15 protein-coding genes are annotated in these 12,794 nt (G+C 65.5%); 6 read left to right on the top strand and 9 right to left on the bottom strand.

Annotated features, from left to right (window positions below; genetic code table 11):
- Positions 1 to 61 precede the first annotated feature (61 nt).
- The 6 genes from adk to EBN1_RS14335 form a co-directional block, all read right to left on the bottom strand.
- The gene (gene adk, locus EBN1_RS14360) at positions 62 to 715 is read right to left on the bottom strand and encodes an adenylate kinase (protein ID WP_011238689.1); all 654 of its coding nucleotides are present in this window, start codon (positions 713 to 715) and stop codon (positions 62 to 64) included.
- An 81-nt stretch (positions 716 to 796) separates the two neighbouring features.
- Positions 797 to 1,573, bottom strand: coding sequence for a 3-deoxy-manno-octulosonate cytidylyltransferase (gene kdsB / locus EBN1_RS14355; RefSeq protein ID WP_011238688.1), 777 nt, complete (start codon positions 1,571 to 1,573; stop codon positions 797 to 799).
- Positions 1,573 to 1,767 (bottom strand): Trm112 family protein, encoded by a 195-nt coding sequence (locus tag EBN1_RS14350; RefSeq protein ID WP_041646419.1) that lies wholly within the window; start codon positions 1,765 to 1,767, stop codon positions 1,573 to 1,575. Before EBN1_RS14350 ends, kdsB begins: the two co-directional genes overlap by 1 nt.
- Positions 1,748 to 2,758 (bottom strand): tetraacyldisaccharide 4'-kinase, encoded by a 1,011-nt coding sequence (gene lpxK, locus EBN1_RS14345; RefSeq protein ID WP_011238687.1) that lies wholly within the window; start codon positions 2,756 to 2,758, stop codon positions 1,748 to 1,750. The genes EBN1_RS14350 and lpxK overlap by 20 nt, the downstream gene beginning before the upstream one ends.
- Before the next feature lie 50 nt (positions 2,759 to 2,808).
- The gene (locus tag EBN1_RS14340) at positions 2,809 to 3,231 is read right to left on the bottom strand and encodes an ExbD/TolR family protein (protein WP_011238686.1); all 423 of its coding nucleotides are present in this window, start codon (positions 3,229 to 3,231) and stop codon (positions 2,809 to 2,811) included.
- Between the two features lie 8 nt (positions 3,232 to 3,239).
- A complete protein-coding gene (locus EBN1_RS14335; protein WP_011238685.1) occupies positions 3,240 to 3,848 on the bottom strand; it encodes a MotA/TolQ/ExbB proton channel family protein in 609 nt (202 codons plus the stop codon).
- A gap of 300 nt (positions 3,849 to 4,148) precedes the next feature.
- Between EBN1_RS14335 and xseA the strand changes: the two genes are divergently transcribed.
- The gene (xseA, locus tag EBN1_RS14330; RefSeq protein WP_011238683.1) at positions 4,149 to 5,525 is read left to right on the top strand and encodes an exodeoxyribonuclease VII large subunit; all 1,377 of its coding nucleotides are present in this window, start codon (positions 4,149 to 4,151) and stop codon (positions 5,523 to 5,525) included.
- Between the two features lie 133 nt (positions 5,526 to 5,658).
- Complete coding sequence (locus EBN1_RS14325; RefSeq protein WP_011238682.1) at positions 5,659 to 6,246, top strand: superoxide dismutase; 588 nt, start codon at positions 5,659 to 5,661, stop codon at positions 6,244 to 6,246.
- Between the two features lie 110 nt (positions 6,247 to 6,356).
- Here EBN1_RS14325 and gstA read toward each other — a convergent pair whose 3' ends face one another.
- A complete protein-coding gene (gene gstA / locus EBN1_RS14320) occupies positions 6,357 to 6,965 on the bottom strand; it encodes a glutathione transferase GstA (RefSeq protein WP_011238681.1) in 609 nt (202 codons plus the stop codon).
- Between the two features lie 174 nt (positions 6,966 to 7,139).
- Between gstA and EBN1_RS14315 the strand changes: the two genes are divergently transcribed.
- Both EBN1_RS14315 and EBN1_RS14310 read left to right on the top strand, forming a co-directional pair.
- Positions 7,140 to 8,927: a PHA/PHB synthase family protein gene (locus EBN1_RS14315; protein WP_011238680.1), complete on the top strand. Its 1,788-nt coding sequence runs from the start codon at positions 7,140 to 7,142 to the stop codon at positions 8,925 to 8,927.
- Positions 8,928 to 8,982: 55 nt separating this feature from the next.
- On the top strand, positions 8,983 to 9,459 hold the full coding sequence (locus tag EBN1_RS14310; protein WP_011238679.1) for a hypothetical protein: 477 nt from the start codon (positions 8,983 to 8,985) through the stop codon (positions 9,457 to 9,459).
- Positions 9,460 to 9,555: 96 nt separating this feature from the next.
- Here the strand turns inward: EBN1_RS14310 and EBN1_RS14305 are convergent, their stop codons facing one another.
- On the bottom strand, positions 9,556 to 9,999 hold the full coding sequence (locus EBN1_RS14305; protein ID WP_011238678.1) for a CBS domain-containing protein: 444 nt from the start codon (positions 9,997 to 9,999) through the stop codon (positions 9,556 to 9,558).
- Positions 10,000 to 10,188: 189 nt separating this feature from the next.
- Between EBN1_RS14305 and EBN1_RS14300 the strand changes: the two genes are divergently transcribed.
- Positions 10,189 to 10,698, top strand: a complete 510-nt coding sequence (locus tag EBN1_RS14300) for a DUF2242 domain-containing protein (RefSeq protein ID WP_041646417.1) — start codon at positions 10,189 to 10,191, stop codon at positions 10,696 to 10,698.
- A 26-nt stretch (positions 10,699 to 10,724) separates the two neighbouring features.
- Here the strand turns inward: EBN1_RS14300 and EBN1_RS14295 are convergent, their stop codons facing one another.
- Complete coding sequence (locus EBN1_RS14295) at positions 10,725 to 11,789, bottom strand: RNA methyltransferase (RefSeq protein WP_041647372.1); 1,065 nt, start codon at positions 11,787 to 11,789, stop codon at positions 10,725 to 10,727.
- Between the two features lie 239 nt (positions 11,790 to 12,028).
- Between EBN1_RS14295 and EBN1_RS14290 the strand changes: the two genes are divergently transcribed.
- Positions 12,029 to 12,625, top strand: coding sequence for a hypothetical protein (locus EBN1_RS14290; protein WP_041646415.1), 597 nt, complete (start codon positions 12,029 to 12,031; stop codon positions 12,623 to 12,625).
- Positions 12,626 to 12,794 lie beyond the last annotated feature (169 nt).

Below are 12,794 nucleotides of genomic sequence, written 5' to 3'. Positions count from 1 at the left end.
AAACGCGGCGAGGGACGGGAAAAATTCCCGCCGCTCGCCGCACCATGCGGGAAAACCCGGTTTACTTCAGCGCCGCGAAAGCCCGCGAAGTGATCTCGTCCACCGCGCCGAGGCCACTGATCTTGCGCACTTTCGGCGTGCCCGGCTCGCCCGACGCGGCCCACTTCGAGTAGTACTCGACGAGCGGCTTGGTCTGCGAATGATAGACCTCGAGGCGCTTCGCCACCGTCTCCTCGCGGTCGTCGTCACGCTGGACCAGGTCTTCGCCGGTGAGGTCGTCCTTGCCGGCGACTTTCGGCGGATTGTACTTGACATGGTAGGTGCGCCCCGACGCCAGGTGCGCGCGCCGCCCGCTCATGCGCTCGATGATCTCGCTGTCGGGCACGTCGATTTCGAGGACGAAATCGATCGGCACGCCGGCTTCCTTCATCGCGTCGGCCTGCGGGATCGTCCGCGGGAAGCCGTCGAACATGTAGCCGGACTTGCAGTCGTCTTCCTTCAGGCGATCCTTCACGAGGCCGATGATGATGTCATCGGACACCAAGCCGCCCGCGTCCATGACTTTCTTCGCCTCGACGCCCAACGGGGTGCCGGCCTTGACGGCGGCGCGCAGCATGTCACCCGTGGAAATCTGCGGAATGCCGAACTTCTCCTTGATGAAGTTCGCCTGCGTACCTTTTCCCGCGCCCGGCGGTCCCAACAGAATCAGACGCATACACCTCTCTCCCAGTCAGGCGGCCAATGCTGCCGGCCGCGTCGTTATGCAAAAAAGAACTGCCAACAAAAGCCGCAAAACTTAACCGACTCGTTCATGCCGGTCAAACGCCGCCCGCACGCGCTCGAGGTCTTCGGGCGTGTCGACGCCCGCTGCCGGCGCGACCGCGACGGTCATCACCCGGATCCGGTGTCCGTGCCACAGCGCGCGCAACTGTTCGAGCGCTTCCCATTGCTCGAGCGGCGACGGAGCGAGGCTCGCGTAGCAGCGCAGGAACGCGACGCGGTACGCGTACAGGCCGACGTGACGCAGCACCGGCAGGCCGGCGGGAATATCGTCGCGGGCAGTGGCGAACGCATCGCGCGCCCACGGGATCGGGGCGCGCGAAAAATACAGCGCGTGATCGTGCGCATCGCAGACGACCTTGACGACGTTCGGGTTGAACAACTCGGCGGCGGCGTGCAGCGGGTGGGCGGCGGTCGCGATCGCCGCGACCGGGTCGTCGGCGAGCGCCTGCGCGACCGCCGCGATCAGCTTCGGCTCGATCAGCGGTTCGTCGCCCTGGACGTTGACGACGATGTCGTCCGCTTTCCAGCCGAGCGCGTCGACGACTTCGGCGAGCCGATCCGTGCCGCTCGGATGATCTTCCCGCGTCATCAGCGCGTCGCCGCCGGCCGCCCTGACCGCGTCGAGCACCTCCGGGTGATCGGTGGCGACCCACACCGACGCGGCGCCGGCGCGGCGCGCCTGCTCGAGCACGCGCACGACCATCGGCTTGCCGGCGATGTCGGCGAGCGGCTTGCCCGGAAGCCGGCTCGACGCGTGGCGCGCCGGGATGACGACGTGGAACGCGGCCATCAGCGGCGCCGCAAGGCGTCGACTTCTTCAGCGCCGAGCTGGCGCGCTTCCTCTTCGAGCATCACCGGAATGCCGTCGCGGACGGGGAAGCCGAGGCGGTCGGCCTTGCAAACCAGTTCCTGCTTGTCCCTGACGAAGTCGAGAGGGCCCTTGCAGATCGGGCACACGAGGATTTCAAGCAGTCGGGCGTCCATGCGTCAGTTTCTCCAGGATACGTTCGGCGGCGCCCGCGGCGATATGCGCTTTCACCGGGAACTCCCAGGTGTCGGCGGACGCGAAAGACGCGCATTTTACCGCATCCTTGCTGGTGAGGATTTTCGGCTCGCCCGGTGCGAAATCGAGGTCCGCGGCGGTGAATGGATGATGATCGGGAAACGGGTGCGGCACGACCTCGAGCCCCATCCGGGTCAATTGGGCGAAGAAACGCTCAGGGCGGCCGATGCCGGCGACCGCGTGCACGCGCACGCCGCGAAACGCTTCGGCATTGCGGCATCCGGCGCCGTCGAGCCGGCGGAATTCGCTGCCTTCGAGATGCATCGCAAAAACCGGACGTCCGTCGAGAAGCGACGACAGCGCGGGCGACAGTGCACCATGGGCGATGATGATGTCGACGTCGCGCAGGCGGCCCGGCCCTTCGCGCAGCGGCCCCGCGGGCAGCAGCCAGCGATTGCCCAGCGTGCGTTCGTCGACGACCGCGATCTCGACATCGCGCGCGAGCGGGTAATGCTGCAGACCGTCGTCGGCGACGATCACGTCACATCCGGGGTATGCCTGCAGCAGCGCCCGCGCCGCTGCCGGGCGGTCGGCGCCGACGGCCACCGGACACGCGGTGAGCCGCGCGAGCAGCACCGGCTCGTCGCCGAACAGCCGGACATCTCCGTGCGGCGGCACGATCACGGCGCCGGGAGCTTTGCCGCCATAGCCGCGGCTGACGATGCCGGGCGTAAAGCCCGCGTCCCGCAGCCGGGCGACGAGCCATTCGACGACCGGCGTCTTGCCGCTGCCCCCGACCGCGATGTTGCCGACGACGACGACCGGCACCGGAAGGCGTACCGCACGCCGGATCCCGAGCCTGAACAACTGCCGGCGCACGGCCGCGAGCAGCAGGAACAGGCCCGACAGCGGCAGCAGCAGCCTGGCGGCGAGCGAGCGGGTCTGCCAGAAAGCCGGCGCGTTGCGCGCCATGGTTCAGAACGACCGCACCGGCCCCGGGCGGGGAGAGGCAGGGGCCGGCGTCATTGGGGCGGCGCCTGGACCGCGAACGTGATGCGCGAGAGGCCCGCCCGCTGCGCTGCCTGCATCGCGTTGATGACGCTTTGATGCGCGGCTTTCGCGTCGGCATTGATGACGACGACCGGCTCATCCTTTCCGGCAGGAACCGCGCGTCCGAGCGCCACCGCGATCGCCTCGATGTCCTTGCCTCCGACCGGCTGCCGGTTCACGAGGATGTCGCCGGTGGCGCTCACTGCAAGGTCGATCTCGTCCGGGATCGTCTCGGCCGGCTGCGCTTCGCCGGTCGGCAGGCTGATCTGGAGGCCCGAGACCTTCGAGAACGTCGTCGTCAGCACGAGGAAGATGATCAGGACGAGCATGATGTCGATGAGCGGGATCAGGTTGATCTCCGGCTCTTCCTGGCGTCGGCCGCGCTGGAAGTTCATTTGCTTTCTCAGGCGCGACGCTCGCCGTGCACGACTTCGACGAGCCTGATCGCCTGCTGCTCCATCTCGATGACGAAACTGTCGACGAGGGCGCGGAAATGACGCCAGAAGATCGTCGCCGGGATCGCAATGATCAGCCCCAGGCCGGTGGAGTTGAGCGCGGTCGAGATGCCCTGCGCGAGCTGCTGCGGGTTCGTGCCGGCAGCGCTTTGCGACGCGAAGATGTCGATCATGCCGACGATGGTGCCGAAAAGCCCCATCAGCGGACTGATCGCGGCGATCGTGCCGAGGGTCGTCAGGAACCGTTCGAGCTCGTGCGCGACCACGCGCCCGCTTTCCTCGATCGCCTCCTTCATGACATCGCGCGAACTGGTGACGTTGCGCAATCCGGCGGCGAGGACTTTCCCGAGCGGCGAATGGGCCGCGACGCGGTTCGCCATTTCACCCGATACGCCTTTCTGACGCAGATCCGCGAGCACCTTGTCGAGCAGGTCGGGAGGGGCAATTCTGGAACGGCGCAGCGTCGTCAGGCGCTCGATGATGAGTGCCAGGGCGATCACCGATGCCAGCAACAGCGGCCAGATCGGCCAGCCCGAGGCCTGTATGAGCGCGAACACGCGAGAAGACTCCCCTTTGCAAAGGCGGAACTCTAGCGTTCGCATGTCGGCAGGGCAAGCTCGGCCACTCGGGCAGCGGGCCTCGAAGAATCCACAAAAGCTGTGGATAAGTATGTGGATTTTTCGCGGATAGCGCCCCGAAACTCTGTCGCGTCAAGCCAATGGCCACTTCGATCAAAAAATGAGCAACTAAAATTTTCTTTATTATCAATATGTTGAAAATACGACCTTGAATAGAAAGGGTTTTCCTGATCAGGATTGACAAGGCGCCGCGCTTGTGGATTCCGCTACAATCCGCGCATGCAAACCGAGCTCCCGCATGGCGACGGGGATCCGTGCCGCCTCCCTTCGGCTGGCCACGTGCTGAGCGTCGCCGAACTCAACCGGCTCGCGCGCCAGACGCTCGAATCCCGTTTTCCGCTGCTGTGGGTCGGCGGCGAACTGTCCAACCTGACTCGCGCGCCATCGGGCCACCTGTACTTCACGCTGAAAGATGCGCAAGCGCAGGTTCGCTGCACGATGTGGCGCAATCGCGCCCAGTTGCTGCCGTTCCGGCCGGAAAACGGCATGCGCGTCGAAGCCCGCGCGCTGGTGACGCTGTATGAGGTGCGCGGCGACTTCCAGCTCGGTATCGAAGCGCTCCGGCAAGCCGGAGTCGGAAATCTTTTCGAAACCTTCGTGCGCCTGAAGGACAGGCTCGCCGGCGAAGGACTGTTCGATGCCGCCCTCAAGCGGGCGCTGCCGCGCTACCCGCGACGCCTCGGCGTCGTCACGTCGCCGGCAGCGGCCGCGTGGCACGACGTTCTCGCGACGCTGCGGCGACGGGCGCCGCACCTCGAAGTCGTGCTGTACCCGGCTCCGGTGCAGGGAGAGGCGGCTCGAACGCGATTGGCCGAAGCGGTGCGCGTGGCCTCGGCGCGCGCCGCAACGGATGGCATCGACCTGCTGCTGCTGGTGCGTGGTGGCGGCGGCATCGAGGATCTATGGGCGTTCAACGACGAAAACCTCGCCCGGGCGATCCGCGCCTGCCCGGTGCCGGTGGTCAGCGGCATCGGACACGAGACCGACTTCACGATCGCCGATTTTGCCGCCGACCTGCGCGCGGCGACGCCAACCGGCGCAGCCGAACTCGCGAGCGCCGGCTACCATGAAGCCTGTGCGCGCCTCACTTCGCTCGGCCGGACGCTTTCGGCAGCCCTGCACTATCGCCTCGACACGCTCGCACAGCGGCTCGACCGCGCCGCCTTGCGCCTTGTCCACCCGCGCGAACGCCTGGCGGTGGCACACGAGCGTACGGCCCGTCTCGGCGTGCGGCTCGCCGCCGCGATGAGCCGGCGTCTCGAGCGCCTGCACGCCCGCAATGAGCAGCTTTGCCTTCGCCTCGAGGCGCGCCGGCCCGACATCGACCGCGAGGCCGAACGCTGCGCACGCCTGGCGAACCGCCTCGTCCTCGCCGCAGATCGCCTGATCGACCGGCAGAGCGCACGCCTGGAAGGCCTCGCCGCCCATCTTCAGCACCTCGCGCCACACGCCGTGCTGGCGCGCGGCTACAGCATCACGCGGGATGCGCAGGGCCATATCCTGCGCACGTCAGCGGGCGTCGGCAGCGGTGAAAAGGTATCGGTCGAACTGGCCACCGGCCGACTTCATGCTACGGTGAACAGCACGGACGCATGACGCGAAAAACGCGCGGTTCCGGCAGAGCGCTGTTTGCGGAGTCGCTGTTGCGGCATTGCCACCATCATCAAAGCCCGACTAGAATCGTCAGGCTTTTAGCCCAACAACCTGAATTGCAACAGGAGAGAGAAAAATGGAACATACCCTGCCTCAGCTGCCCTACGCGAAAGAAGCGCTGGCCCCGCACATCTCGGCCGAGACGATGGAATTCCACTACGGCAAGCATCACCAGGCCTACGTGACGAACCTGAACAACCTGATCAAGGGCACCGAATTCGAGAACCTCGATCTCGAGGCAATCGTCAAGAAGGCCCCGGCTGGCGGCATCTACAACAACTCCGCCCAGGTCTGGAACCACACCTTCTTCTGGAACTGCATGAAGCCCAACGGCGGCGGCGAACCGGCGGGCTCACTGGCCGACGCGATCAAAGCCAAGTGGGGGTCGTTCGAAGACTTCAAGAAGGCTTTCACCACCTCGGCCGTCGGCAACTTCGGCTCCGGCTGGACGTGGCTCGTGAAAAAAGCCGACGGCAGCGTCGACATCGTCAACATGGGCGCTGCGGGCACGCCGCTGACGACCGGCGACGAGCCGCTGCTGTGCATCGACGTGTGGGAACACGCCTATTACATCGATTACCGCAACCGCCGCCCGGACTTCGTCGCCGCGTTCCTGAACAATCTCGCGAACTGGGACTTCGCATCGAAGAATTTCGCCGCCTGAGCGAGCGCTGAACGCTGTTTCGCAGCCCTTCCACGGGCCGCGCAAAAAACACAACGGCCCGTCGACTTCACATCGACGGGCCGTTTTTCCGGGTGCAAGAGCCCTCGTCGCTACGCGACCAGGCCTTCGGCTTTCATCGCCTCCTGCACCTTGGGCCGCTGCGCGACACGCGCGATGAACGCCTGGATGTTGGGCCACTTCGCGACGTCGATCTTCAGCATCCCCGTCCAGTTGAGCACGGTGAAAAGATACGCATCGGCAGCTGTGAAGGTGTCACCGGTGACGAACTGCTTTCCGGCAAGGATTTTTTCCAGCGCATCGAGGCGGCGCTCGATCGTGCCGAGCTGCACCTGTTTGGACTCCGGCGTCATCGCCGGATTGAACAGCGCCCCGATCTGCTTGTGAACTTCGGTGGCGGCGAAATTGAGCGCCTCCATCTGGTGGTAACGCTCCATCGTGCCGAATTTCGGCACCAGCCCCGATTCGGGTTTCTGGTCCGCGAGGTACTGGCAGATGACACCGACTTCCGTGAGCACCTCGCCATTGTCGAGGACCAGCGCCGGCACGTAGCCTTTCGGGTTGATCTTCCAGTAGTCGTCGCCGCCGGCCGTCTTCTTCGTCGGGAGATCGACTTTTTCCAGTTCGACCGCAAGGCCCAGTTCGCGCGCGACGATATGCGGCGCCAGCGAGCATGCTCCGGGGGAGTGATAGAGCTTCATCGACGTCTCCTTCGAGGGAATTGAATCCTGAGGGGCTGCGCGTTCCGGCGATTGAACGTTCCTTCCGCCCCATGCCGGGCAGCGAAAACTCTAACACAGCATAAAAGAATGCCCCACACTATGCGCGAGCCCCGCTCGACGGATAATCGCCCCGCTGTTGCCCTGCAGGAGCAGATGAACATGAATATGCGCAATCCCTCGCCCGCGACGCCCCCGACAATTCCGGAATCGCCCTCAAGCAGTCGCAATCCTCTCGACATCAAAGTCCATGCCGCGCTGGCACGGGCGACGTCGTCGATTTCCCCGATGTCCCTGCTGCTCGCGAGCATCGACTGGGCCGGACACCTTGCCGGCTCGCCAGGCAAACGGCTGGAGCTCGTCAACCTCGCGCTCGAACAGAACCGTCGCCTGGTGCGCTACATCCGCGAACTCGCCCTCGCGCTGCCGGCCTCGCCGGCGCACGAATGCATCGAGCCTCCGGCGCGCGACCGGCGCTTCATCGCCGACGAATGGCACCACTGGCCGTTCAACCTGATGCACCAGTCCTTCCTGCTCGCAGACGAATGGTGGCAGGCGGCGACGCGCGGCGTTCCCGGCGTCTCCCGGCATCATGAGAACGTCGTCTCGTTCACCGCACGTCAGTCGCTCGACGTCTTTTCGCCAGGCAACTACCTCGCGACGAATCCGCTGGTGTTGAAACGCACCACGGAGCAAGGAGGAACGAACCTGTGGCGGGGGCTGGTGAATGCGCTGGACGATCTCGAGCGCGTCGCGACCGGACATCCTCCCGCCGGCGCCGAAGACTTCGTCGTCGGCCGCGATGTCGCCGTGACGCCGGGCAAGGTCGTGCTCAAGAACCGCCTGATCGAGCTGATCCAGTACTCGCCGACGACCGAAAAAGTCCACCCCGAACCGGTCCTGATCGTTCCGGCGTGGATCATGAAGTACTACATCCTGGATCTGTCACCGCACAATTCGCTCGTGAAGTACCTCGTCGACCAGGGGCACACGGTGTTCTGCATCTCGTGGAAGAACCCCGGCGCAGAAGAATCCGACCTCGACATGGAAGACTACGTGCAGTCCGGCTTCCATGCGGCGCTTACAGCGGTCAATGCGATCGTCCCCGACCGCAAGGTGCATGCCGCAGGCTACTGTCTCGGCGGCACGCTGCTGTCGATCGCCAACGCGGCGATGGCGCGCGACGGTGACGAGCGGCTCGCATCGATGACGCTGTTCGCGGCACAGACGGATTTCACCGAGCCGGGCGAACTTGCACTCTTCATCGACGAAAGCCAGGTCAGCCTGCTCGAAGCCCAGATGGCCGAGACCGGCTATCTCACCGCCGGGCAGATGGCGGGCGCGTTCCAGTTGCTGCGCTCGTACGATCTGCTGTGGTCCCGCATGGTCGGCGAATACCTGATGGGCGAGCGCGCGCCGATGAACGACCTGATGGCGTGGAACGCCGACGCAACGCGCATGCCCGCTCGCATGCACACGCAGTACCTGCGGCTGCTGTTTCTCAACGACGACCTGAGCGAGGGGCGTTATCCGGTCGGGGGCAAACCCGTCGCGCTGAGCGACATCGACACGCCGATTTTCTGTGTCGGCACGGTCACGGACCACGTTGCGCCGTGGCGGTCAGTCTACAAGTTGCATTACCTGACCCCGGCGGAAATCACCTTCGTGCTGACCAGCGGCGGCCACAATGCCGGCATCATCAGCGAGCCCGGGCGGGCACGACGGCACTTCCAGATTCTTGAGCGACGTGAAGGCGGCAACTATGTCTCACCCGACCACTGGCTTGCAGTTGCGCCCGAACACGAAGGATCGTGGTGGCCGGAGTGGGTTGCCTGGCTGAAAGCGCGCTCGGCGGCTCCGGTCGCACCGCCGGCATTGGGTGCCCCGCAGTCCGGCTACCCCGCCCTCGATGACGCCCCCGGCCAGTACGTGCGGGAAAAATAGGCATTCTCGGGCTTCCGCACCCGTCCCCTTCGCCACTCCCGAAAAGGATGTCGCCATGCATTTCGACACTCGTGCGTCGCTCGCGCTGTACAAGACGAATCTCCAACTGCACTTGCGCCTGTGCGCGCTGCTGCGGGAAAACAGCCTGCGCTGGATCGACGCGAGCACTCATTCGATCAGCACTTGCAGCACCGAATTCGAGACCGTCATCGATCGCCTGCTGGCTGCCGACGATTGGGCTGCGGTTACGCTTGCAGCGGGCGAAATGCCGTGGAAAGCCGCGCAGCACCAGCTCAACGCCGTGCAGCGCCTCGCCGAAACGATGATCGGCAGCCACAGCGCCTTCGTCACTTCGGCGCAGGAAGCCTTGTCGACGTGGCAGCGGGACGCCGCTGCGGCGCTGCGGGAGACGACTGGCGCGATGCCGCTCAGCACGACCTTGCGGGACCTGATCGAGGATTATCTACCTTCGGTGTCGCCGCCGCGAGCTGCCCCGGGCAAACCGTCGGGCGCACGCAAGGAGGCGCACTGAGACATCCTCCGGACTCATCCCCGCGGGAGGGAGTCCGGCAGCAACGTAGCAGCAGCGGAATTGAGGAGGCCGCCGAGGAGGCCGAATCGCCTGCGCTCAGATCCCGCGGTCACCGGCGATGTAGTGTTCGAGTTGCTCGATGATGAAGCGCTGTTCCGAGACGATGCTTTTCACCAGATCGCCGATCGACACGATGCCGACCACTCTGCTGGACTCGACGACGGGAAGATGGCGAAGCCGCTTCTCGGTCATCAGCGCCATGCATTCCTCGTTGGTCTGGTTCAGGCTCACATACATCACCGGCGACGACATGATCGCGCTCACCGTCAGATCCCTCGACGAGCGCGCGAGCAGGATGACTTTGCGTGCGTAGTCGCGTTCGCTGACGATGCCCGCGAGGCGCTCGCCTTCCATGACAAGAAGCGCGCCGACATTGTGTTCCGCCATCCGCCCGAGCGCATCGAACACTGACGCGTCGGGGCCGATCGTATGAACGGTCGGATCGGGCTTCTCCTTCAGAATGGCGGCGACGCTTTTCACGGGCTTCTCCCTTGCGGATCGGCAATAATTGATCGTAGCCCCTGGAGGCCGGCGTTGCCAGCGGCGCGAAACCGCGTCGCAAAGCGGCGCTGTTTTTTCCGGTCTCGGGCAAGTGCACACTGCCGAACGGCCGAGGATGCTCTAACATTGCGACCAATGAATCGGCTCTTGCTTTCCGGATTTCCCCTCATGCTCCAGCGCGCGCGTCTTCTCCCGGTCATGGCGGTCACCGGACTGCTCCTGGCCGCCTGTTCGTCTCCCCAGCCCGTCTACCGTACCGAGACTTTCGAACCCGAATCCCCCTTCGTCAACTGGAGCACGCAGGAACCGGCTGTCGCGTGCGAAGTCGGCAAGCGCGCGTTGCTGAGCCAGGGGTACCGCATCGACAGCGCCAATCCGACGAGCATCCGCGGCGAGAAATTCTTCCAGCCGAAGGCAGACCACGGAATAACGCTCCACATCACGCTGGTGTGCCTGCCGAGCAACGTCGGGACGGTCCTGTACGCGAACGCACTGCAGACGCGTTACGAACTGAAGTCGAGTTCGAACAGCACCGGGGTCAGCGTCGCCGGCGTCGGCTCGATTTCGCTGCCGTGGACTGCGCACAAGGAAGCGCTGGTGAAAGTCGGCGAGGAAACCGTCGCCGACCCCGATTTCTATCGACGGCTTTTCGCCCTCATCGACGCCCTCGACGCCTGACGTCCGCGGAATCGCGGGGCGAGCGGTCAGGCCTGCCCGCGGCGCACGAGGACGACCCGGTCGGGGGCAGCTTCGGCTGGCTGCCCGAGCGCACCCGAGGCGATTACCCGGGCGCGCAACTGGCCGCAGCCGCCGTCGACATCCTGCCCCGCCGAATGGCGCAGCTTCGTCAGGATCCCGCGCCGGTGCAGATAGCGCGCCATTGCCGCCGCATGCTCCCAGGAAGGACGGGCGAAACCGGCCCCGGCGACGCTGTTGTACGGGATGAAGTTCATCACCGCGTACTTGCCGGCGAGCAGGCGGACGATGCCGTCGAGCTCCTCGTCGTCGTCGTTGACGCCTGCGAGCAACGTCCATTGATACTGGATCGGATACCCGGTCGCGCGGGCGTAGGTTTCGCCGAGTTCGACGAGTTCGGCCGGGTCGAGGCGCGGCGCGCGCGGCATGAGCTTCGTGCGCAGCGCGGGGCGGGTCGTGTGCAGCGACAGCGCGAGCGCCGGCTTGACGCTCCCCTGCGGCAGCCGCTCGAACACGCGCCGGTCGCCGACAGTCGAGAAAACGAGGTTCTTGTGCCCGATTCCGCCTTCGGTACCGAGCAGCGCGATCGCCTCAAGCACGTTGTCGAGGTTGTGCGCGGGCTCGCCCATGCCCATGAACACGACTTTGCGGACAGCCCTGCGCGAACGCGCAAGCACCACCTGCGCAACGATCTCGGCGCTGCCGAGCTGGCGCAGCAGGCCGTCGCGGCCGGTCATGCAGAAGGCGCATCCGACCGCGCAGCCCACCTGGGTGGACACGCACAGGCCGTCGCGCGGCAGCAGCACACTCTCCACGGTCTGGCCGTCGGCCAGTTCGACCAGCAGGCGCGCGCCGTCCTCACCCGCATGCTCGGAGCGCACCTGCGCGAGCGCGGCGAGCTCGGCGCCCAGTGCAGGTAGCCGGGCGCCCAGTGGCGCCGGGAAAAAATCCTCGGAACGGCAGCGGCCGCGATCGAGCGGGAGCGCGTGCGTCCAGGCGCGCAATACGCGCTGCTCGTGACAGGGTTTGGCGCCGCTCGCGCGCAGGCGCTGCCGAATGTGGTCAATACGCATCAAATGCGCGAATGCTAGCATCGCCCGGCGGTAGTCGCATAGCCGCACTTCTGGGCAGCAAAGTACCCCTTTTTCCACGATGTCCACTACACAGTGCACAGTATCGGCAACCTCCCCGATCCTCCTCATAATCACCTTGGCGAGTCGCTCTTTGACGACTATCAACCAGTATCGGCAGGCCGAGGCGCAGCCGGTGGTTCACCGATACCCGGAATCGACGCAGGATGAGGAGACCAGACATGAAGAATTTCCCGACAGAACAGCTTCGGACCGAAAACATGGAGTGCGAATTCGTTCCACCGCTCGATCTGCCGGAAACCTGGGGGCTCGCGTGGGAACGCCAGTTGAACGCGGTGCTCGCGTGGCAGGCCGCAAATGCGGACAGCGGCGCAGAAGCAGCTCCGGTGACGACGAATGCTACGGCGAGCGCCGAGGCCGCGACGTTCCGGCAAGTGGGTGGCACGGCTTGTGCACCGACGATGCGGACGATCACCAGACTGACGGTATTGCTGGATTCGTTGCGGGAGCGGACAGTGCAGATTCAGAGCGAAGCGGCGAACATCGCGATTGCCGAGGTGTCGCGCTCCCGCGCTCCGACGTCTCCCGTTGAGGGGAACGATCAGGCATTGCGCCCGCTCGACGCGGAAAACGCGCGGCGAATCACCGAACTCATCCGCTCGTGGTTCGAAATGACCGCCGCTGCGCAGGCCGAAATGGGGGTGCTGGCAGGCTTCGGCGCGACCGGCGCCCGGAACGACGCGACCGGTCCGGTGGTATTCGAGCGGCGCACCCAGGCCCGCGTGATCGACTTTCCCGACCGCCGCCGCGCGGCGTGACGATCCGGGCAGGTGACTGCCTCCACTTTTTCCCTCGCTCCCCCTTCTCTCCGGCACCCCGCTCGCCGCAACGCTCCCGCGTCCCGGCTCCGCCGTGCCCTGATACTCTGCAGTCCAGTGTTATCCTCGCCCGCTCGCATGGCAATCCGTTCCGGATACGGCCTGCGCC

Origin of the sequence: Aromatoleum aromaticum EbN1, from assembly GCF_000025965.1 — a bacterium.
Lineage (GTDB): Bacteria > Pseudomonadota > Gammaproteobacteria > Burkholderiales > Rhodocyclaceae > Aromatoleum > Aromatoleum aromaticum.
Note: the sequence above shows the minus strand (reverse complement) of the source record. Positions and strands in the feature narration are given on the sequence as shown.

Coding starts and splice junctions, on each gene's coding strand:
- adk (WP_011238689.1), bottom strand. CDS start 715: ATGCGTCTGATTCTGTTGGGACCGCCGGGCGCGGGAAAAGGTACGCAG.
- kdsB (WP_011238688.1), bottom strand. CDS start 1,573: ATGGCCGCGTTCCACGTCGTCATCCCGGCGCGCCACGCGTCGAGCCGG.
- EBN1_RS14350 (WP_041646419.1), bottom strand. CDS start 1,767: ATGGACGCCCGACTGCTTGAAATCCTCGTGTGCCCGATCTGCAAGGGC.
- lpxK (WP_011238687.1), bottom strand. CDS start 2,758: ATGGCGCGCAACGCGCCGGCTTTCTGGCAGACCCGCTCGCTCGCCGCC.
- EBN1_RS14340 (WP_011238686.1), bottom strand. CDS start 3,231: ATGAACTTCCAGCGCGGCCGACGCCAGGAAGAGCCGGAGATCAACCTG.
- xseA (WP_011238683.1), top strand. CDS start 4,149: ATGCAAACCGAGCTCCCGCATGGCGACGGGGATCCGTGCCGCCTCCCT.
- EBN1_RS14325 (WP_011238682.1), top strand. CDS start 5,659: ATGGAACATACCCTGCCTCAGCTGCCCTACGCGAAAGAAGCGCTGGCC.
- gstA (WP_011238681.1), bottom strand. CDS start 6,965: ATGAAGCTCTATCACTCCCCCGGAGCATGCTCGCTGGCGCCGCATATC.
- EBN1_RS14315 (WP_011238680.1), top strand. CDS start 7,140: ATGAACATGAATATGCGCAATCCCTCGCCCGCGACGCCCCCGACAATT.
- EBN1_RS14310 (WP_011238679.1), top strand. CDS start 8,983: ATGCATTTCGACACTCGTGCGTCGCTCGCGCTGTACAAGACGAATCTC.
- EBN1_RS14300 (WP_041646417.1), top strand. CDS start 10,189: ATGCTCCAGCGCGCGCGTCTTCTCCCGGTCATGGCGGTCACCGGACTG.
- EBN1_RS14295 (WP_041647372.1), bottom strand. CDS start 11,789: ATGCGTATTGACCACATTCGGCAGCGCCTGCGCGCGAGCGGCGCCAAA.
- EBN1_RS14290 (WP_041646415.1), top strand. CDS start 12,029: ATGAAGAATTTCCCGACAGAACAGCTTCGGACCGAAAACATGGAGTGC.